A 21037-nucleotide genomic window follows, 5' to 3' on the forward strand; every position below is an offset into this window, starting at 1 on the left:
TTCTGACATATTTCTTCTTTACGTCCTCAATCGGACCATTCTTTCTTTTCATCTTGGCCTCATCTCCTCTGCCCTCATTATATTTAGAATGAGAGGAGGTGTCCAAACTAGTTAGGGGGCCTGAGAGATATAGGATATTATTCCGATATATCGGCCGAAATTGCAGCATATCGACTTTTCGACAAAATCCGCTACGCCCCCTTCGACATCCTTCATCCCCATAAAAAAACCCCGCTCAAGGCGGGGTCTAAAGCTTCAGTAGATCAATGTAGAAATCGAATGCGGAGGGAGCATAGACGCTGCTGTCCTGTCCTCGAGCTGCAGACAGACTTCCTGCTCTGCATCAGAAGGGTTCATGACAATGACGGCGATTTCTCCGTTTGGATTTTGGAAGGCTGTTGCGAGCAGGGCGTTATTCGAAACCGAACAGCCAATCCGCTTTGCGCCGGGCTTTATATATTTACTGAAATGCCCGATGTAATAATAGGAGCTGTTCACATGAATCTCATCGCTGACTGTATCCGCAATGACGGGGGCATCACAATAATTCCCGACATGGTTAGGCCCGCCCTGTTCGTTTAAAACCAGGTTCCAGTCAATCCAGGCCTCGAGGTGGTTGTTTAGATCACCGATGATGTTCCGGCCATACCGTTCACCGGTGTGCCACGCACCAGGTTTTACTCCGCCTTCGATGCAGCCCTCGGTAAAGATGAGGTGTTTGTCCGGGAATTGCTCATGAACCTTGGCCAGGTTTTCAAATTCCTCTGATACATACCAGTGAACGCCTGTCCCCCAAACGTATTGGGCAGCTTCAGGGTCGCTTAGGACCGCTTTGGCCCGCTCATAAATACGGTCGCGGTTGTGATCCCAGATGATGACGTTAAGATCGTCCAATCCGTTTTTCTTCAAGGCAGGTCCCAAATAATGTTTGATAAAATCTCTTTCTTCTTCTCCAGTGTACAGACAGGAATCCCATACCTGGCTGGCTTCGGGTTCATTTTGAATGGTGATGCCCCAGATCGGGATGCCCTCTTTTTCCATCTCTTCTATATAGCGTATGTAATAGTCCGCCCAGAGCTGTCTGTATTCGGGAAGCAGCCTGCCCCCGTTGTTCATTTCTCCGTTGCTTTTATACCAGGCGGGCGGACTCCAGGGGGAGGAAACAATTTTCAGGCTTTGTCCCGCAGCCTTCACGGCATCTTTGATTAATGGAAGCACAAGCTCCCGTTCTCTTTCTATGGAAAAATGGTCTAATGTATCGGCCTGGTCCGGAACATACGTATAGTTCCCAAGCGAGAAATCGCAGCTGTTAATATGTGTGCGGCCGAACCGGTATCCGAGCCCCTCTTCAGGGTTAAAATAATCGGCGATCACCCGGGTTCTTTTTTCCGGACTGATCAGAGAAAGGGTATGGGCTGCCGCTTCCGTAAAAGCACCGCCGAAGCCCAGGAAGGTTTGAAACGTCTGAGCCGGGTTCAACTCCACATAAATAGGATTTGAAAACAGCGGAGAGCCGAAGGAAACCGGCTCTTTCACTGTTAATCGGTCGTTCGAGTGTTTTGCTGTCTGAATGAGTTTAATCGTTTTGCTCGTTGTGGTCATACCCTTTTCTCCTGTCTTTTGAAAGTTCATCCAATCCAGATTCGCGTTCGGAGTGCCTCTACGGGCTTCTTTCAGGAACCAATCTGCAAGGAAGGCTCCCTCTGCTTAATGATTTCCGCATAACGATAGGCGCTGTCCTTCCAAATGCGTTCCTGTGTATCAAAATCGACATAGATCATGCCGAAGCGCTTATCGTAGCCGAAGCTCCATTCAAAGTTGTCGAGAAGCGACCATAAATAATAGCCTTGTATGTTCATCCCAAGAAGGTTTAAGTCCGATACGGCCTGAAGATGCTTTTCGATATACGCTGTCCGAAGCGAATCGTGAACTCGTCCATTAACCACCTCATCGTCATAGGCAGCTCCGTTTTCGGTAATAAAGATTGGCAAATCCGTATATTCCCGGCGGAGACGGATGATTAAATCCTTGAACTCAACAGGAGCAATGTCCCAGCCCATTCCGGTTTTATCATAGGAGGAATACGCACCTCTGGTCATAAAATCATTGGCAGCACTGAATTCAACGATGCCGCGGCTATAGTAATTAATGCCGAAGAAATCGCAGGCTGTGGAAATCGTTTCTAAATCTCCCGGCTTAATAAAGTCATAGGAATGGACATATTTAGAAAACAAATTCATCATATCGGCTGGGTAATGGCCTTTGAAAATAGGGTCCAGGAACCAGCGGTTGGAGTAACCGTCAGAGTTGTTGGCGGCCAGCTGATCGTTTACTGAATCGGTTTTCGCATAGACAGGGGAAAGGTTAAGTGTAATCCCGATCGCCGTTGAAGACGAGAACGTATTTTTCAGCATGTTTACGGCTTCTCCATGAGAGAGGAGCATGTGATGGACGGCTTTGACCGCTTCCTCCAGGTTCGTATGGCCCGGAGCATGGACCCCTTGATGATAGCCAAGGAACCCTGCACACCAAGGCTCATTATGCGTAATCCAGGAATCGGCTAAATAATCAAGCTCTCTAAAGCAAACCTCTGCGAAATCGAGATACCACTGGACGGACTCGCGGTTCACCCAGCCGCCTTCTTCATGAGCCCAAAGCGGCAGGTCCCAATGATAAATGGTAATGGCGGGCTTAATGCCTTCTTCCCGCAAGCGCGTGGCAAGGTTTTTGTAAAATTCCATCCCCTCCCGGTTGAATTCTCCCTTTCTTGGAAAAATCCGCGGCCAGGCAATGGAGAAACGGTAGGAGTCTACCCCTAAATCTTTAATGATCTGAATGTCTTCTTCATAGCGGTGGTAATGATCGCATGCGATATCTCCGTTATGCTGCTCATAAACCTTTCCGGGCTCCGAGCAGAATGCATCCCAAATGGAAGGGGTGCGTCCGCCTTCCTGGTGGGCTCCTTCTATCTGATAGGATGAGGTTGCGGTGCCGAAAATAAAATCTTTAGAAAAATTCACTTCATTCCACTCCTTTATTCTTTAATGGCTCCAGCCGAGATGCTGTTAATGATGTATTTAGATAAGAAAAGAAACGCGATCATGATCGGGACAACGGAAATGGCGATCCCCAAATACATGGAACCGAGATTTTGAGCGACTTGGGAGCCTTTCAAAAAGCCCATCAAAACAGGCAGCGTATATTTTTCCGGCGAGAAAATCAGGACAAGCGGCATAATATAGTTATTCCAGGAGCCGATGAAGGTAAAAATGGACATGGTCGCAATTGCCGGCATCATGATTGGAAGCGCGACAATATGGAAAATCTTAATCTCACTCGCTCCGTCGATTCTTGCGGCCTCAATTAGACTCGGATGCAGCGTCGTTAAAATATACTGCCGCAAGAAGAACACGACGAACGGACTCGCGACGGCAGGTACAATCAGGGGAATATACGTATCCAAAATTCCCAGCGTTTTCGATAATTCATAGAATCCGATCAGACCGAGCTGACCCGGAACCATCATCATCACAAGCATAAATACGAACAGAAAATTTTTTCCTTTAAATTGGTAAAAAGCAAATCCATAAGCGGTCAGGGCGGAAAAATAGCCGGTCAGCAATGTGACAAGAACGGAGATGAACAGACTGTTTTTAAAACCGGTCCATACATTCACATAATCCATCATCGTCTGATAGTTTTCGGCTAAAGAAGTACCGGGAACAAGCGTAAATCCTGTCAGGATGGCCTCATTCGAACGGGTTGCGTTGATGAGCATCATCAGGAAAGGAATGAAGCAGGCAATGGCCAGCGCGGTCATGCCTGTATAGAGAATGACTTTGATGATGCGGTCTTTCCCCTTTTTCGGCTCCATCACAACCGGCTTCGTTGTGCGTTCTGTATGAAGAGTCTGGTTCGTTTCAGGCCTGGATATCATGGCTGCACCTGCTTTGCTTGTTTTTTCTCACTGCCATACATCGATTTAAAGACGACGGCAGAAAAAATGACGGTGATCAAGAACAATCCATAGGCCACTGCGGATGCATAGCCATAATTGTTGTACTTAAAGGCCTGATTATACAAATACAGAACCATAGTGTTCAGGGATCCATCAGGAGAACCGATTCCGTCTGTAATCAGCATCGGGAGGTCAAATAATTGCAGGCCTCCGATCAGGGACGTAATCATGATATAAAGCAGAATGGGCTTTAAAAGAGGGAGAGTAATGCTGGTGAGCGTTTGCCAGCGATTGGCTCCATCAATCAGGGCTGCTTCGAAATAATCCTTGGAGATGCCGGAAATCCCTGCCATGATGACGATAAAGGAATGGCCGAACCACATCCACGTCAAGATGAGAGAAACCGATATCTGAGCTGTTGCCGGTTCATTCAGCCAGTTGATTGGATCGGAAATGATTCCAAGATTCATAAGAACGATATTTAGGGAACCGTGCTGCCAATCAAGCAAAATACCAAACAGCAAGGCTACTGAACTGACGGTTATCAGATTCGGAAGGTAAAAAATTGCCCTGAAAAACGACTGGCCCTTCATTTTCAATCTCATGTCAGAAAAAATCGCGGCCAGAATCAAAGCGAGACCCATCTGCAAGGCAAAATTGATCCCCCAAATCTTCAATGTATTGAAAAAGGCCTGTACAAAGAACGTGTCTGTAAAAAGACGGATGTAGTTCGTAAATCCGATAACCTCCGCCGTACCGCTTCCGGTATAGCTTGTAAAGCTGTAATAGAAGGTTAATGCTACAGGATAGATACTGAATACTAAGAAGACGAGCCAAAACGGTGCGATAAAAAAGTACCCATACCGATTTAAATTTTTCACCTTTCTCCCTCTCTTTCAAATAGCAGGCGGCATAACGCCGTTATGCCGCCCAAAGGTCATTAATTGCTTGGTACAGTCAGATCCGGATACGCATTCTTTGCTTTCATATAAAACTCTTTGATAGCGTCATCCTTTGACTTCTTGCCGTCTGTATACTGCTTAACGGCGTTTCCGTAAAGGGTATCAAGCTGCTGGTCATATTTCGTGACGATTCCCGGCTTAATGCTTTCGGACTGCTCCAGGAAGAATTGATAGTTATTCTGTCCGCCAAGGAACTCGTCTTTAAAATCACCTTTGATTTCCTCTGTAACCGGAAGGTAAGACAGGACATCGCCAGTTTCTTTCGCCCATTCACTAAGGAATTCTTTATCCTGAGTCATCATTTTAACGAAATCGTACGCAAGCTCCTTATTTTTGGACTTGCTGTATACGCCAAGCCATGAACCGCCCCAGAAATACGGGCTTGGCCCGCTCGTTACAGCCCAGTCGCCAGAGGATTTTTTCACATTCGTTTTCAGGACACTATGTAATCCCCACGTAGGAAGAACATAGGAGAAGACTTTCGTCTCCACTGATTTGCCGCCTTCTTTCACGTTTACAGCTTTATCCATGGACTCAAACCAAGACGGAGACCACTCTGCTGCATTGGCGGTATAGCCATTTTCTTTCAATTCTTTTGCATAATCCATAAACTCAATTTTTCTATCAGAAAGCTGCAGCTCTTTCTTGTCGTTTACCCACGGTTCAGGAGATTCCCCTTGTGCAAACCAGCGGATCGCTCCTTCATCCGGGAACATGCGGTAGCCCTTCGCTTTCATTTTTTCCGCTGTCTCAAACACACCATCCATAGTGGACATCATTTCTCCGACCTCTGCCGGATCATCCGTTCCAAGCACTTCTTTTGCCATGCTGCGCTTATAGTACACGCCTCCCGGAGTAGTCTGCCATGAGAGTGCTCTTACGTTGCCGTCTTTATCTTTTCCCATATCGAATACATATGGAGTATATTGGTCTGCCAGCTCTTCCACGTTGTAAGGAGCTTTGGACAGATCCTCCCAGTAGCCCGCATCAACCCACTGCTTGATAAAAGCAAGCTCACCCGTAAATACATCAGGCGCTCCCACGCCGCTCTCAAGAACCGGCTTCAGCTTTGTCGGATAATCTGCGATCGGTACAATCGTCAGCTCTACCTTAATGCCGTTCTTTTCTTCAAATTTTGTAATCGGTTTTTTCAATTCATCCGTAAAGGACCAAACCCGTAAATCAATATCTTTTCCGTCTTTTGATCCGTTCGCGCTATTCGCGCCCGAACAGCCGGCGAGAATCCCAATTAATAAAACCAGTGATAGCAAAATACTTCCTGTTTTCCTCATCTTAATAGCCCCTTTTCTTATCATTCTGTGTAAGCCCCGCAAGCTTCAAAGAGAAGTTACAGCTTAATCATACCCCAATGCCCGAAAGCGGTTTCGATTTGCATCAAAAAAATAGCTGAATTTGAAGGCGGTTTCATAAACCTGAACGAAAGCGGTTTCGAAAACCGGTAAAAAAATTAAGTCAGTTCTTTGCACGACTCTCGTTCAATCAATTGAACGGGAATCATTTCGGTGCGGATGGATTTCTTTTTATGAATCATCTGGCTTACGAGCAGCAGGGCTGCCTGTTTTCCAATTGCATCCGTATCCTGTTTAATGGTTGTCAGTTTGGGCGACACATACATCGCCATCTCGATATCATCGAACCCGATAATGGAAATATCCCCAGGAACAGCGAGGCCTTTCTCTTTAATCGCTTCCATAGCCCCAATGGCCATCTGATCACCCGCAACAAACACCGCAGTCGGCTGGTCCTGCAGCTCCAGCAGCTTCTCCATCCCCGCACGGCCCTCCTGAATGGAAAACATGCCGCCGTCTATCAAATATCCATCAGGAATCGGAAGGTTTGCGTTGTTCATCGCATTCCGATATCCCTGAATTCTTGCTTTCCCCGAAAAAGTAGACGATGACCCGGCAATATGCGCAATCTTCGTATGACCAAGCTTCAAAAGATAATCCACCGCGTTTTCTCCGCCAGTGACATTATCAGAATGGATCACACTGCTGTTCACTTTATTCATATCGATGACCACAATTGGAATCGGACTGTCCAGAATTTCGAGCACCAGAGGGTCGTTTTGATCAGAACAAATAATGATAATGCCATCTACACCCCGGTACTGAAAATGCTCCAGATAGCTGGTGTTCCGGTTGCGGAGATTCCTGGAAGGAAAAATCAGATCATATCCTTCATTCTCTGCATGCTTCCGAAAACTCTCAATGACCGCGTTAAAGAAAGGATGCTTCATCCCGACTTCATTATCCTCTGTAAACATGACCCCGATTGACCAGCTCTTCTTCGTAGAAAGCGATTGAGCATGCGAGTTAGGCAAATACCCCATTTCCGCTGCCACTGTTAATATCGCATTCTTTGTTTTTTCGCTGACATCCGGATAATTATTCAGTGCTTTTGATACAGTTGTGCTGGATACGCCAGCTTTCCTGGCAACATCATAAATAGTCGTCATGTGAATCTCCTCTTATCGAAAGCGCTTTCGTTAAATTGAATTATAAGCGCGGGGAATGGATTAGGCAAGAAGAATTTTCAGAGTTCTTATTTTGTTTTTGGGGGAGGTGGTTTATCCCGGCTTACCGGGTGCTTCAGAATGGGTTACCGGGTGTTTCAGAATGGCTTAGGTTGTGGTGCTTGAATACGGCTTACAGGGTGCTTCAGCACCGAAGCCTGCAGCCTTAGAGCGGTCTGGGGTTGGCGAGGGTGGTTCTCTGACCCCACATGCTTTAAAGGGGAGCGGGCCAGGCACCGCGCCTGACCCCACATTCGCTAAAGGATGAAAGCTCCGGCACCGTCCTCAGTGACGCCTTATGCAGCAATCGATCAGCTATAAGCTCCTCTGACCCCACATGCTTTAAAGGGGAGCGGGCCAGGCGCGCCAACCGAATACCTGTATGGAGCCCTAAAAGCTGGCAAAGTCTTGCCGTAAGGGCTATGTTTTGCACGAAAATTTGGTTTTTTCTCAGGCGAGTGTGCAGTCAGAGGGTGGGAATCTGTACCTTGATAGCGGATATCATCCGAGATTTTAATAGATCCGCTCAAAATCCAGCATATCGACCGAAATTTCAGTATATCGACCAAGATTCAGATATATCGACCAAGATTCAGATATATCGACCAAGATTCAGATATATCGACCAAGATCCCGATATATCGACCAAAATTACAAGATATCGACTTTTCGACAAAAACTGAGATGCTCCCTAAAGAGTTGGCTGGCCAGCGTTTGACCCCCACACTTTAAGCAGAGCGGGCCAGGCGCACTGTTCTGTGAGCAAACTCCCACCTGCCTATATACGAACAAAACATTACCAAACTCCGTCTAATGTTCGGAAAACCAATTGACTTTGCCTCGCTGAATTGGTACAATATTGGATGGATTTAGTATATAAAAACTAGAAAAAAAGCACGTTTAAACAGCATTCGGAGGTGCAGGGATATGTCTTCAGCAGTAGTAGTGGGAACCCAATGGGGAGACGAAGGAAAAGGGAAAATTACAGATTTTCTCTCTGAAAATGCAGAAGTGATTGCGCGTTATCAAGGCGGCAATAATGCAGGACATACGATTAAATTTGATGGTGTTACGTATAAGCTTCACCTTATTCCATCCGGAATTTTTTACAGTGATAAAATTTGCGTGATCGGAAACGGAATGGTTGTGGATCCAAAGGCAATCGTTCAGGAGCTTGCGTACCTTCACGATAAGGGCGTCAGCACGGACAACCTGAGAATCAGCAATCGTGCACATGTCATTCTTCCGTATCATTTAAAATTGGATGCAGTGGAAGAAGACCGCAAAGGCGCGAATAAAATCGGAACCACGAAAAAGGGAATCGGTCCTGCCTACATGGATAAAGCGGCTAGAATCGGAATCCGCATCGCTGATCTTCTGGATCGTGAGTCCTTTGAAGAAAAGCTTGCCCGCAACCTGGATGAGAAGAACCGCCTGTTTGAAAAAATGTATGAGGTCGAAGGCTTTAAAATAGAGGATATTCTTGACGAATATTTTGAGTATGGACAGCAGATAAAAAAATACGTTTGCGATACATCTGTCGTATTGAATGATGCACTGGACGAAGGCCGCCGCGTTCTTTTTGAAGGGGCGCAGGGCGTTATGCTTGATATTGATCAGGGGACGTATCCGTTTGTTACGTCTTCAAACCCGGTAGCGGGCGGAGTAACCATCGGTTCTGGCGTCGGTCCGACGAAAATCAATCATGTGGTCGGAGTTTCAAAGGCCTACACAACCCGTGTAGGAGATGGACCTTTCCCTACAGAATTAACAAATGAGACCGGAGACAGAATTCGCGAGGTCGGCCGCGAATACGGTACGACAACCGGCCGTCCGCGCCGCGTCGGCTGGTTTGACAGTGTTGTTGTCCGCCATGCCCGCCGTGTCAGCGGAATTACTGATCTGTCGCTAAACTCAATCGACGTGCTGACTGGAATCGAAACGCTCAAAATCTGCGTAGCTTACCGCTTCAGAGGCGAAGTGATGGAGCAATTCCCGGCAAGCCTTAAAGAGCTGGCCGAATGCGAACCGGTTTACGAAGAGCTTCCGGGCTGGACAGAAGATATTACCGGTGCGAAAACGCTTGAGGACCTGCCTGAGAATGCCCGCCATTATCTTGAGCGCGTCTCCCAGCTGACAGGAATTCCGCTTTCCATCTTCTCTGTCGGACCAGACCGTTCACAGACGAATGTGCTGCGGAGTGTATACCGCGCGAATTAAATAAATTTAAAAAAAGAGGGAGCTGGACGGCTTCCTCTTTTTGTTATGATGGAGGAGGAGGTCATTAAATGAAAACATATCATGTTAAGGGTTTAACCTATATAGTCCGTCAGGCAACTGAAAAGGATGCCGCGGAAATGTCCAGCCTGCGTCTGCAGATCGACGGGGAAACCGAGAATTTAGACCGGGAACCCGGAGAGGCGTTTATTGATCAAAATCGTTTTGAACAACTCATCAACAAGGATGCAGTAAGCCCGGTGAACTTGTTTCTGGTCGCAGAAGCCCGCGGACAAATTGTCGGGTTTTCAAGGTGCGAGGGAAACACGCTTAAACGTTTTTCGCATAAGGCGGAGTTCGGGATAGGTATTTTAAAAGAATACTGGGGTTTTGGAATCGGCAGGAAGCTATTATCTGCATCCATCGCGTGGGCAGATGCAGCAGGGCTGAAAAAAATGACTCTGAACGTCCTGGAAACCAATCAGAAAGCCATTAGGCTCTATGAAAAACATGGATTTAAAGTAGAAGGGGTATTGGAGTGCGACAAAATTCTCTCTGACGGGCGTTGTTACAGTACGATTGTGATGGGGCGGGTGAATACACCGGATGCGTAATCCGGAAAAAATGATAGACTTCCGTCTGATTAGAAAGCATAATGAACTTTGCATGCTTAAACAAACACTACAAAAATATTCTTTCATTTTTGTAAAAAAACTATTGTCTTTCTCTAGCATCACATGCTATTATTAGAAACGTCGCTGAGACGCTCCACAACAGAGTTTAAGGTGACAGCTAAGGATAAAACAAGGAGCCATTAGCTCAGTCGGCAGAGCACGATCGAGTGATCTTCGAAGCGAAACATCAGCGCCCAAATGGAGCTGCTGCTTGAATAAGCTTTCTGAGATTTGGGCGTCTTACATGCTCTGGGTGTAGGTAAAACAAGGAGCCATTAGCTCAGTCGGCAGAGCACGATCGAGTGATCTTCGAAGCGAAACATCAGCGCCCAAATGGAGCTGCTGCTTGAATAAGCTTTCTGAGATTTGGGCGTCTTACATGCTCTGGGTGTAGGTAAAACAAGGAGCCATTAGCTCAGTCGGTAGAGCATCTGACTTTTAATCAGAGGGTCGAAGGTTCGAGTCCTTCATGGCTCATCTTTAAAGATTGGCCCGTTGGTCAAGCGGTTAAGACACCGCCCTTTCACGGCGGTAACACGGGTTCGAATCCCGTACGGGTCACCATTTTACATCGTTTCCTGGTCCGGTAGTTCAGTTGGTTAGAATGCCTGCCTGTCACGCAGGAGGTCGCGGGTTCGAGTCCCGTCCGGACCGCCATTTTAGTTCTTTATACATAGATTAATTAAAACGTAAGAGGGTTTCAATAAGCGAGAGTGTGCAAGTGATACCATAGGCTCTAACGAAAATTTTATAATGGCTTGGTAGCTCAGTCGGTAGAGCAATGGACTGAAAATCCATGTGTCGGCGGTTCGATTCCGTCCCAAGCCATCCAAAGACATGTTCCCGGTGGAATGTGTCTTTTTTACTTTGTTCACATTTCCCGGGGAAAGAGCTCTTGCCAAACCTGTTAAATAATTCCCGGATTGTTACAGCAGCTTCCCTTTTTATGACAAAATGACTACAATCCGATGACAATTGGAAGTAAATTGGGCGAGGCCTGAGAGGTCTGTGCTATCTTTGACGGGTGCCTTTTTGGCGACAGTTTGGATGAACCGTTTTCAGGGGGAATTGACAATGAACGAATCATATAGATTGAAATATAAGTATACGCTTGCATGCGGGGTGATGGCTTCGGTTTTCATGCTCGGATCACAGACGGCGTCAGCAGAGGATCAAATTTCGACCGTTTATCATTTATACATAGATGGGGAAAAGCTTGGGACCATTGATAACCAAGTCGTTTTAAAGGAAGCCGGGGAGCGGGTGGTGGAGCGTGACGGAAGCCGGTATGCCGGCAAAAAGCTGAATTTGACGGTTGAGGATATCGACATTGTGCCGGAGCAGATGTTCCGTCCGATTGCAGATAATGATGCTGCCAAAGAGAGGCTGGTGTCAGAGCTTGATGTAGCTGCAAAGGTTTACTCCATCACGTTTGGGGACCAGACGGCTGCTTCGTTTGCCTCAAAGAAAGAGGCGGAGGAAATGCTGAGGGATTATCTTCATGAGATGGTTCCGGAGGATCTTCTTACAGCTTATGAAGAGCATCAAAAGACCGGAAAGCCATTTGAGCCGATAGAAGAAGGAGAATCCCTGATTACGGAGCTTTCGTACTCCGTGCAGCCTGAAATCAAAGAACAAAAAGTGGATCCGGACATCGTGCAAAAGAAAGACGAAGGGTTTGAAGCCTTGAAAAAAGGAACAATGGAAGAGTCTGAGTATCACGTTAAAGAGGGCGATACGCTCGAGACCATTGCCCGGGAGTTCAAGCTTTCAACGGATGAGCTGCTGGAGCTTAACGGCGGCATGGACCCCCGCTCTTCGATTAAGCCGGAGGATAAGCTTAAGGTGAAGGTCCGCAAGCCGTTTACAGAAGTGACTGTTAAGGAAGAGTCCTCAAAAGTCGAAGACATTCCCTACAGCGAGGAGCGGAAGGACAACCCGGACCTCCCTAAAGGCGAGGAAAAAGTGACGCAGGCCGGTACGGGTGGAGAAGCCCTCCTGGAATATGTTTACACGAAGGTGAACGGGGAAACAATCACGAGGGAAACGGTCAAGGATGAAGTGCGCAAAGAGCCAGTAACGAAGGTGATTGAAGTCGGAACGAAAGAAATCTCCAAAGGCGAAGGCACCCTAAGCTGGCCTGCCGTCGGCGGTACGATAACGAGCAAGCAGGGTGTACGCTGGGGAAGAAAGCATAAAGGAATTGATATTGCCGGTGTGCAGGACCGGACCATTAAAGCGGCCGACAACGGAAAAATCGTTTTTGCCGGAAACAGCGGGGCGTACGGAAATAAAATTGAGATTGATCACCAGAATGGGATGAAAACCATTTATGCTCACCTGGATTCGATCTCTGTCTCCGAAGGGGAGACGGTTCAGAAGGGCAGCAAAATCGGGGTCATGGGCAACACCGGCCGCTCAACCGGCATGCATCTCCATTTCGAGGTTTATAAAAACGGCAATCTCGAAGATCCACTGAATTACGTAAAACCATAACGGGAAAGCTGACCTAAAGGTGTCTGGATGGAAAACAAAGGCATTAAATCAGGTCAGCTTCTTTTTTATTCCCTTCAGATGGTGGAAAAAAGGACATACTATCGGTATAATTAGTCTGTTTAGAGCTATAAAAAATGAACGCTTTATATATACGCGAAACCTTGGCCAAAAGGGGCGATAATGAATGGATAGCAGAAGAATACTAGTCGTAGACGATGAAAAACCGATTGCCGATATATTAGAGTTTAATTTAAAGAAAGAAGGCTACGAGGTGCACTGCGCCTATGACGGCAACGATGCGATCCAGCAGGTGGAGGAGTTTCAGCCGGACTTGATCCTTCTTGATATTATGCTTCCGAGCAGGGACGGAATGGAAGTATGCCGCGAGGTGCGGAAGAAATATGACATGCCGATCATCATGCTGACCGCGAAGGATTCGGAGATTGATAAGGTGCTTGGCCTTGAGCTTGGTGCGGATGATTATGTCACAAAACCGTTCAGCACCCGCGAGCTTCTGGCGAGAGTGAAAGCGAATCTCCGCAGGCAGCAGACAGCCGGTACAGCGGAGGAGCCTGCAGGAGATACGAATGAAATTTCCGTCGGCTCCCTTGTCATCCACCCGGATGCGTATGTCGTCGCAAAGCGCGGAGAAACGATTGAGCTGACCCACCGCGAGTTCGAGCTGCTTCATTATTTGGCGAAGCATATCGGCCAGGTTATGACGCGCGAGCATTTGCTGCAGACGGTGTGGGGCTATGATTATTTCGGCGATGTCCGGACGGTGGATGTCACTGTGCGCCGCCTCCGTGAAAAAATAGAAGACAACCCAAGCCACCCGAACTGGATCGTAACAAGAAGAGGCGTGGGGTATTATTTGCGTAATCCTGAACAGGAGTAACTGGAATGAATAAAATTGGGTTTTTCCGCTCCATCCATTTTAAATTTGCCCTGATCTTTGTGTTGCTGATCGTTTTGGCGATGCAAATTATCGGGGTGTACTTTGTCAAGCAGCTGGAAGAATCGCTGACAGCAAACTTTAACAGCTCCATCAACAAGCAGATCAACCTGCTCAATTACAGCCTCGGAATCGAATTTGCAAAAAAACGTCCGAAAGAAGATCCCGATTCGCTCGAGGAGGACATTAACGGCGTACTGAACGATTATTCTCAAGGGGACATTCAAGAGGTCCGTGTCATCGATACGAGCATGAGAGTGCTTGCTACCTCCGATACAGCCAACCTCTCCATCGTCGGCAAAAAAGTAACTGACAACATGATCAAGCGGGCGCTTATCGTCGATGATAATCCTCCGCAAATCCTGTTCGACCGGGAATCCCAAAAGCGGATCCGCGTTTCCGCCACCCCGATAAAAAATGAATCCGGGGAAACGGTCGGAGTCGTTTATCTAGAAGCCTCGATGGAAGAAATTTTCACACAAATGCGAAATATCAATAACATTTTGGCAACGGGCACAGGCATCTCCTTGTTCTTTACAGCTTTCGTCGGAATCTTTCTGGCACGGACGATTACAAGGCCGCTGTCGGACATGAGAAAGCAGGCTTTAGAGCTTGCAAAGGGGAACTTTTTGCGCAAGGTGCGGATTTATGGAAACGATGAGATCGGCCAGCTTGCATTAAGCTTTAATCATCTGACGGAGGAGCTGGAGGAAGCCCATTCCCAAACAGAAGGAGAGCGCAAAAAGCTCGCATCTGTCATCGCGAACATGACGGACGGGGTCATTGCGACGAACCGGAAAGGGGAAATCATTCTCGTAAATGATCCGGCGGCCCAGCTGCTGAACGTTTCACGTGAAACAGCCCTTTCTATGAAAATCACGTCCCTGCTTGATATCGAGGAAGAAGTTCAATTTGACCAGCTGATCGAATCGCAGGAGCCTCTTCTGCTTGATTTCAGCTCAGATGACAAGCCTCTTATTCTGCGAATCAATTTTTCTGTCATTGTGAAGGAGCATGGCGGCTTTATCGAAGGGCTAATCGCGATTATTTACGACGTGACTGAGCAGGAAAAAATCGATGAAGAGCGCAGAGAATTCGTGGCGAACGTCTCCCATGAGCTTCGCACCCCGCTCACGACGATGCGGAGCTACCTGGATGCATTAGTAGAAGGAGCGTGGGAAGACAAGGACATCGCCCCGCAGTTTCTGAATGTTACCCAAACTGAAACAGAGCGGATGATCCGACTGGTCAACGATCTCCTGCAGCTCTCGAAAATGGACAGCCGTGATTACCGGATTAAGCCGGACTGGATCAATTTTACGGTCTTTATGAACAAAGTCATCGACCGTTTTGAAATGACAAAATCGAAAAACATCAAATTTAAGCGGCGGATCCCAACTACGGATCTTTATGTCGATATCGACACCGATAAAATCACCCAGGTATTGGACAACATTATCTCCAATGCGATGAAATACTCTCCGGAAGGCGGAACAATTACCTTTGAAATCCAAGTGGAGGAAGAGGAGCTTCTGATCAGCGTGAAGGACGAAGGCGTCGGCATTCCAAAGGACAGCGTGAAAAAGATTTTCGAGCGCTTTTACCGGGTCGACAAAGCGAGAACAAGGAAGCTTGGCGGTACCGGCCTCGGGCTTGCGATCGCACGGGAAATGGTTCAGGCGCACTCCGGAGAAATTTGGGCAGAAAGTAAGGAAGGACGGGGGACGACCGTGTTTTTCACACTCCCGTACAATCCGGATCAAGAGGATGATTGGGAATGAAGCGGGAAACAGTAAAAACCCTTGTGCTAGCTTTTTTAATCATAGTCAGTCTCTTTTTCACGTGGAGCATCTGGACGTTCCAGCCCACACTGGACCCGATTGAAAACATGAGATACCTTGAGAACCAGCCGCTGACAAACGAAAAACGGGAAATCAGCGAAGTGGTCAAACCGCAGCAAGTGTTTTACCATGAAGGGAAGAACCATTACGGGGCCGATTCCCGGATTGACCCGATCTGGACATCGATGGCGGACTGGAATTTAGGGGAAACGAAGAACATCTCGAAAGCCTATGACCGGGAAAAGCTCCTGGCGTTCATCCATGGACTGGACGGCCAGAAGAAAATTGAGCTCGTATTCAGCCAGGCAGTCCCTGCTAAAACGTTCCAGTCAATTTTGAATTGGAACAGCAAGGAAGCGGATGGACATTCCTTTGACCGTGTCATCATGCCGATAACCGGAGTGAAAACCGCTAAGGTGTACTTCATCTCCACAAATAAAAACACGGTGATGGAAGTAAAAGTGAAGCATGACGTCATCTTCCAGCTTGCGGGCAAGTACTTCAGCGATCCGCAAAACGAGTATCCGCGCTATTTTGACGCGAGGGCCAATAAGGATACGATCCTGATGCTGCCGCAAGAAAAGCCGGTGTATTACCGGTATTCGTATTCTACAGAACGGTACACCGGGGAGGAGTTCAAGGAAGCGCTGTTCAACAATCCTTCCTATGTCACAAGCGGCACGGATATATCAAAAAGCATCTATACGGATGGATCGCGAATGATGGTCGTTCAGTCCGATCAGCGGCAGATGAGCTTCTCCTATACCGATACGAATGTGAAACGAAATGCCGCTTCGGCACCGAACCTCTCAAAGGCGATGGAGCAGAGCATAGAATACTTGAATTCCCATGGAGGCTGGACAGACAAATACGTCTTTTTCAGCCATAACGACAACAATGAAGTCTCGCTTCGCATGGTCCAAAACGGGCTCCCGGTCTTTGCGAGCTATGAGCCGCCGTTTGTAAACACCCAGATTGTTCAGCTTTGGGGGAAAAACGACATCATCCGCTACGTGCATCCGACGTTCGGTCTCAAAACGCCTTCAAATGGAGAAAAAGTAGCGATTGAGAACGGCCAGCAGGTCCTGGATATGCTGAAGAAAAGCACAGGCGAATTAAGCATCGGCAACGTCGTGCGCGTTTTTCCGGCTTATGAGCTGTCCCGTTTTTCAGAGGATCAGAACGTCGTGGTGAACCCGGCCTGGTATGCGGAGACGAAGTCCGGCACGTATCATCTTATTAAAGACCCAAGCATTGTCGGAGGAGGCAGCCAGGATGGATTGGAGTAAAACGAAAACCATCTTTATTTTCGCTTTTCTAGTTCTGGATCTCTTCCTCGCCTGGCAGTATTCACAAAAAGTCGTCACGAGCGAATACGACTCCATTCAGGTGGAATCCATCCAGGACCAGCTGTCGGCAGAGGAAATCACCTATCCTCCTCTCCCCGCCGATGTTTCAAAGGTGGACCTGCTTTCCGTCAAGCGCCACCTGTTTACGCCTGAAGAGGCTGCAGCGCTCAAAGAACAGGAGCCGGTCTTTGACCTGAGCGAAAAAAAACCGGAGCCTGTGCTGCAGATGGAGCTGAAAAGCCCGATTCCAGTGAAAAAAGAGGACATTCAGAAAGCCGATGAGCTCGTCTCCGCCAAGCTCCTTTTCGGAGATCAGTATGTATACTGGTCGTTTGATGAGGAAAAGGGTATGATCACCTATCTTCAGCAGGTGGACGGCAAAACCCTCTATCAGAAATTGACGAAGCAGCCGATTGGCGTCATTAAGCTGCATCTGAACGATCAGAGCGAAATCATCAACTATGAGCAAACGTATGTCGAGGCAACGGCCGAAGAGCAGCAGCAGGACACACTTTCTGCCACAAAAGCCGTTTCCCAACTTTACAGCGAGAACGATCTGAAGCCGAAGAGCAGCATCACGAAAATCGATCTGGGCTATTACACCGAGCAGGAATTCAGCGAGCAATCGCTTCAGCCATACTGGTACATTGAAATCAACGACAAGGAAGATTATTTTGTCAACGCGTTTGACGGGCAGATCGTCAGACCGAATCAAGAATAAACGGAGTGAACAAAGATATGAGCTTGCAATTTAGCGTACTTGCGAGCGGGAGTACGGGGAACGCGATTTATATAGAAGCGGACGGCCAATCCTTTTTGGTGGACGCAGGACTGAGCAACAAGCAGCTCGGACTGCTCATGGGCCAGATCGGCAAAAGCATGGACGACTTAAGCGGCATTTTTATCACCCACGAGCACAGCGACCATATTAAAGGGCTCGGCGTCGCGGCAAGAAAGCACAAGGTGCCGGTTTACGCGAATGCCAAGACGTGGGAAGCGATGAACAAGCTGATCGGCGACGTACCGTCCGAGCAGAAATTCCACTTTGAAACCGACACAGTGAAAACCTTCGGAGGGCTGGACATCCAGTCCTTCGGCGTTTCCCACGATGCAGCAGAGCCGATGTTCTATGTGTTCCACCACGGCGGCCGGAAGCTTGCCCTCATCACCGATACCGGCTATGTGAGCGACCGCATGAAGGGCATGATCAAGGATGCGAATGCCTTCGTCTTCGAAAGCAACCATGACGTGAGCATGCTGCAGATGGGCCACTATCCGTGGAGCATCAAGCGCCGGATTCTCTCAGACGTCGGCCACGTGTCCAATGAAGATGCAGCCCTCGCTATGTCGGACGTAATCGGCGACCACACCTCCCGCATTTACCTTGCCCACCTCAGCCAGGACAACAACATGAAGGACCTGGCCAGAATGTCCGTTCAGCAGACACTCGAGAGCAAGGGCTTTGTGTTAGGAGAACAGATCAGCCTGTATGACACCGATCCAAGACAGCCCACCCCGCTAACGGCCGTATAGCGATTATTTTTTCGCCCCTCCTTGAGTATACTAAGCAATAGCAGGATACGAAAAGAAGGAGCTGGAAACAGTGGGGTATTATGATCAGGATTATCAGGAGCCGCCACGCAGGCAAAAAGGCAACCGCGGCGGATGGTTTTTAGCAGGCATAACCGGAGCCGTTCTCGGAGGGCTTCTCGTCCTTTTCGGCGCACCGGCGGTCAATGATTTTGTAAACGGACGGTTTGAACCGGATACGGAAAACGGCGGCGCAGCCGAACCGGCAGGACCGGAAAAGCAGGTCTCCGTTGACGTCAGCTCCGACATCACGAACATCGTCAGCAAGGTCTCGAGCTCTGTCGTCGGCGTCATCAACATCCAGCAGTCAGGCTTCTGGGAGGAGGATGGAGGCAGCGGCGAAGCGGGAACCGGCTCTGGCGTCATCTATAAAAAAGCCGGCAACAGCGCCTTCGTCGTCACCAATCACCACGTCATTGAAGGCGCCTCACAGGTGGAAATCAGCCTGTCTGACGGCACACGGGTTCAGGCGAAGATCCTCGGCAGCGACAGGCTGACCGACCTCGCCGTCCTTGAAGTCAGCAGCGAAAACATTAAAAACGTCGCCCCTTTCGGCAACTCAGACAAGGTCAAGCCCGGTGAGCCCTCGATCGCGATCGGCAATCCGCTCGGCCTGCAATTTGCCGGCTCCGTCACCCAGGGCATCATCTCCGGAACGGAGCGCGCGATTCCGATTGACGAAAACGGAGACGGCCAGCCCGACTGGAACTCCGAGGTCCTGCAAACGGATGCCGCCATCAACCCGGGCAACAGCGGCGGAGCCCTCATCAACATCGACGGCAAGGTCATCGGCATCAATTCCATGAAAATCGCCGAATCCTCTGTCGAAGGAATCGGTCTCGCCATCCCGGTCAATGTCGCCAAGCCCGTCATCGAAGACTTGGAGAAATACGGCGAGGTCAGAAGACCGTACCTCGGCTTAAGCATGCGCTCGCTTGACGAAGTCTCAAGCTACCACCAGCAGGAAACGCTCAAGCTGCCGAAGGACATTACACGCGGCGTTGTCGTCTTTGAAGCCGAACCCCTCTCCCCTGCCGGCAAAGCGGGACTGAAGGAAATGGACGTCATCACCAAAATGGACGGCCAGGATATCAAAGACATCATCCAGCTGCGGAAGGTGCTGTACGAACTCAAACCGGGTGACACCGTATCAATCACCTACTACCGCTCCGGAGAAAAGAAATCCGTGGACGTGCGACTGGGCGAATCCCAGTCACAGGGAAACTAAAGGAGTCTGGAGGCGGCTCAGGACTCCCTTTCAGCGGGGCTGCTGGTGAGCGGCCATGCTGCGCATCTGTGGTCCTTACCTGTCCCGCCTCCAATAAGCCTGACATAGAGTGAGCTCAGGAACCCCGGAATGCAAAAGCACTTCGGGGTTTTTATTTGCCGTCTTTTCAACTTGTAAGATGTGGATAAATCGTTCATTTCGTGTAAAATAAAAGAAGAATCCACCTGTGGATAAGGAGGGAACACCATGAAAGCATGCGCAGATCATGTCGAAACAGCAATAGATATGTATGTTGATGAGCACGAACTGGCTCCGGAAATAATAAAAATTGAAGAAACAAACAGGTTATCCACAGCCTGTGAATTGTGCGAAAACCCTGCTATATATATAGTAGGGGAATAAACATTCGCCACCATCTGTGGATAGGAAATACACATTTGTGGATAACTCATGTTCATAACACATCATCAAGGTGGGGATAACCTGTGAATATCACAATCATCACGGTCGGAAAACTAAAAGAAAAATACCTCAAGCAAGGAATCGAAGAATACCTGAAGCGCCTCAGCGCCTATGCCAAAATGGACATCATCGAGCTGCTCGACGAAAAAGCACCCGAAAACCTAAGCGACCTTGACATGAAAATCGTGAAAGATAAAGAAGGCGAACGAATTCTAGGGAAGATCTCAGATGACACCCATGTCATTGCCCTCGCTATTGAAGGAAAAATGAAATCCTCCGAACAGCTCGCAGCAGATCTGGACAAGCTGGCGACTTACGGGAAAAGTAAGGTGGCATTTGTGATTGGGGGATCGCTTGGATTGAGTGAAGCGGTGATGAAGCGGGCGAATGATACATTGTCGTTTAGTAAGATGACCTTTCCGCATCAGCTGATGAGGCTAATTTTGGTGGAGCAGGTTTATCGGGCTTTTCGGATTGTGCGGGGGGAGCCTTATCATAAGTAGTTAAATGGGATTTTATTATATAGATTTTTGTTTAGAAAGGAGTGAGCATCATGAAGTTTACTAAATCTCAAATGAAACAGTTGATTAATGAAAACAAGGAATTGCAAATACGTTTAAAAGAGTTGATGGAAGAACATCAGCTAGAGAAAAACTTTGCTCTCAAGGCTTTGTACCATACAGAGGTTGCCGAAGGCGGAAAGTATCAACTAGCATACCAAGCACTCGACTCGCCTAAAGGGTAGAGAATTAAATGGCAAGCTCCCTAG

The 21037-nt window shown here is 48.2% G+C and carries 18 protein-coding genes and 4 tRNA genes; 16 read left to right on the forward strand and 6 right to left on the reverse strand.

Going from position 1 to position 21037, the window contains the following annotated elements; genetic code table 11:
• Nucleotides 1-255 precede the first annotated feature (255 nt).
• From ACQCVE_RS04370 to ACQCVE_RS04395, 6 genes are all read right to left on the reverse strand, one after another.
• Nucleotides 256-1602 (reverse strand): glycoside hydrolase family 30 protein, encoded by a 1347-nt coding sequence (locus ACQCVE_RS04370; protein ID WP_426843300.1) that lies wholly within the window; start codon nt 1600-1602, stop codon nt 256-258.
• Nucleotides 1603-1673: 71 nt separating this feature from the next.
• Entirely contained in the window at nt 1674-3020 is a 1347-nt protein-coding gene (locus ACQCVE_RS04375; protein ID WP_426843299.1) for a GH1 family beta-glucosidase, read from the reverse strand.
• A gap of 14 nt (nt 3021-3034) precedes the next feature.
• Nucleotides 3035-3874 carry a carbohydrate ABC transporter permease gene (locus ACQCVE_RS04380; RefSeq protein WP_426843373.1) on the reverse strand — a complete coding sequence of 280 codons (840 nt, stop codon included), beginning with the start codon at nt 3872-3874 and terminating at the stop codon, nt 3035-3037.
• Between the two features lie 59 nt (nt 3875-3933).
• The gene (locus tag ACQCVE_RS04385) at nt 3934-4839 is read right to left on the reverse strand and encodes a carbohydrate ABC transporter permease (protein ID WP_426843298.1); all 906 of its coding nucleotides are present in this window, start codon (nt 4837-4839) and stop codon (nt 3934-3936) included.
• A 59-nt stretch (nt 4840-4898) separates the two neighbouring features.
• Nucleotides 4899-6212 carry an ABC transporter substrate-binding protein gene (locus ACQCVE_RS04390; RefSeq protein WP_426843297.1) on the reverse strand — a complete coding sequence of 438 codons (1314 nt, stop codon included), beginning with the start codon at nt 6210-6212 and terminating at the stop codon, nt 4899-4901.
• 176 nt (nt 6213-6388) lie between these two features.
• Nucleotides 6389-7399 (reverse strand): LacI family DNA-binding transcriptional regulator, encoded by a 1011-nt coding sequence (locus tag ACQCVE_RS04395; RefSeq protein ID WP_426843296.1) that lies wholly within the window; start codon nt 7397-7399, stop codon nt 6389-6391.
• A gap of 984 nt (nt 7400-8383) precedes the next feature.
• On the opposite strand from ACQCVE_RS04395, the gene ACQCVE_RS04400 reads away from it, so the two are divergent.
• The 16 genes from ACQCVE_RS04400 to ACQCVE_RS04475 all read left to right on the forward strand — a co-directional run bounded on the left by ACQCVE_RS04400 (nt 8384) and on the right by ACQCVE_RS04475 (nt 21013).
• Nucleotides 8384-9676 carry an adenylosuccinate synthase gene (locus tag ACQCVE_RS04400; protein ID WP_426843294.1) on the forward strand — a complete coding sequence of 431 codons (1293 nt, stop codon included), beginning with the start codon at nt 8384-8386 and terminating at the stop codon, nt 9674-9676.
• 68 nt (nt 9677-9744) lie between these two features.
• Nucleotides 9745-10287: an N-acetyltransferase family protein gene (locus ACQCVE_RS04405; RefSeq protein WP_426843293.1), complete on the forward strand. Its 543-nt coding sequence runs from the start codon at nt 9745-9747 to the stop codon at nt 10285-10287.
• Between the two features lie 464 nt (nt 10288-10751).
• Nucleotides 10752-10824 (forward strand) — tRNA-Lys (locus ACQCVE_RS04410).
• A 12-nt stretch (nt 10825-10836) separates the two neighbouring features.
• Nucleotides 10837-10911, forward strand: a tRNA-Glu gene (locus tag ACQCVE_RS04415).
• A 16-nt stretch (nt 10912-10927) separates the two neighbouring features.
• Nucleotides 10928-11004 (forward strand) — tRNA-Asp (locus ACQCVE_RS04420).
• Between the two features lie 98 nt (nt 11005-11102).
• A tRNA-Phe gene (locus ACQCVE_RS04425) sits at nt 11103-11175 on the forward strand.
• A gap of 246 nt (nt 11176-11421) precedes the next feature.
• Nucleotides 11422-12843, forward strand: coding sequence for a peptidoglycan DD-metalloendopeptidase family protein (locus ACQCVE_RS04430; protein ID WP_426861785.1), 1422 nt, complete (start codon nt 11422-11424; stop codon nt 12841-12843).
• Between the two features lie 184 nt (nt 12844-13027).
• Entirely contained in the window at nt 13028-13741 is a 714-nt protein-coding gene (gene yycF, locus ACQCVE_RS04435; RefSeq protein WP_426843291.1) for a response regulator YycF, read from the forward strand.
• Between the two features lie 5 nt (nt 13742-13746).
• Nucleotides 13747-15579 carry a cell wall metabolism sensor histidine kinase WalK gene (gene walK, locus ACQCVE_RS04440; protein WP_426843289.1) on the forward strand — a complete coding sequence of 611 codons (1833 nt, stop codon included), beginning with the start codon at nt 13747-13749 and terminating at the stop codon, nt 15577-15579.
• Nucleotides 15576-16928 (forward strand): YycH family regulatory protein, encoded by a 1353-nt coding sequence (locus tag ACQCVE_RS04445; protein ID WP_426861787.1) that lies wholly within the window; start codon nt 15576-15578, stop codon nt 16926-16928. Before walK ends, ACQCVE_RS04445 begins: the two co-directional genes overlap by 4 nt.
• Nucleotides 16915-17709: a two-component system regulatory protein YycI gene (locus ACQCVE_RS04450; protein WP_426843287.1), complete on the forward strand. Its 795-nt coding sequence runs from the start codon at nt 16915-16917 to the stop codon at nt 17707-17709. The genes ACQCVE_RS04445 and ACQCVE_RS04450 overlap by 14 nt, the downstream gene beginning before the upstream one ends.
• Before the next feature lie 17 nt (nt 17710-17726).
• Entirely contained in the window at nt 17727-18521 is a 795-nt protein-coding gene (locus ACQCVE_RS04455; protein ID WP_426861789.1) for an MBL fold metallo-hydrolase, read from the forward strand.
• A 70-nt stretch (nt 18522-18591) separates the two neighbouring features.
• A complete protein-coding gene (locus ACQCVE_RS04460; RefSeq protein ID WP_426861791.1) occupies nt 18592-19806 on the forward strand; it encodes a S1C family serine protease in 1215 nt (404 codons plus the stop codon).
• Nucleotides 19807-20052: 246 nt separating this feature from the next.
• Nucleotides 20053-20208, forward strand: a complete 156-nt coding sequence (locus ACQCVE_RS04465; RefSeq protein ID WP_426861793.1) for a CxxH/CxxC protein — start codon at nt 20053-20055, stop codon at nt 20206-20208.
• 83 nt (nt 20209-20291) lie between these two features.
• On the forward strand, nt 20292-20771 hold the full coding sequence (rlmH, locus tag ACQCVE_RS04470) for a 23S rRNA (pseudouridine(1915)-N(3))-methyltransferase RlmH (protein ID WP_426861794.1): 480 nt from the start codon (nt 20292-20294) through the stop codon (nt 20769-20771).
• A gap of 50 nt (nt 20772-20821) precedes the next feature.
• Entirely contained in the window at nt 20822-21013 is a 192-nt protein-coding gene (locus ACQCVE_RS04475) for a hypothetical protein (protein ID WP_426861795.1), read from the forward strand.
• Nucleotides 21014-21037 lie beyond the last annotated feature (24 nt).

The organism is Metabacillus sp. 113a (assembly GCF_050107635.1).
Classification (GTDB): Bacteria; Bacillota; Bacilli; order Bacillales; family Bacillaceae; genus Metabacillus_B.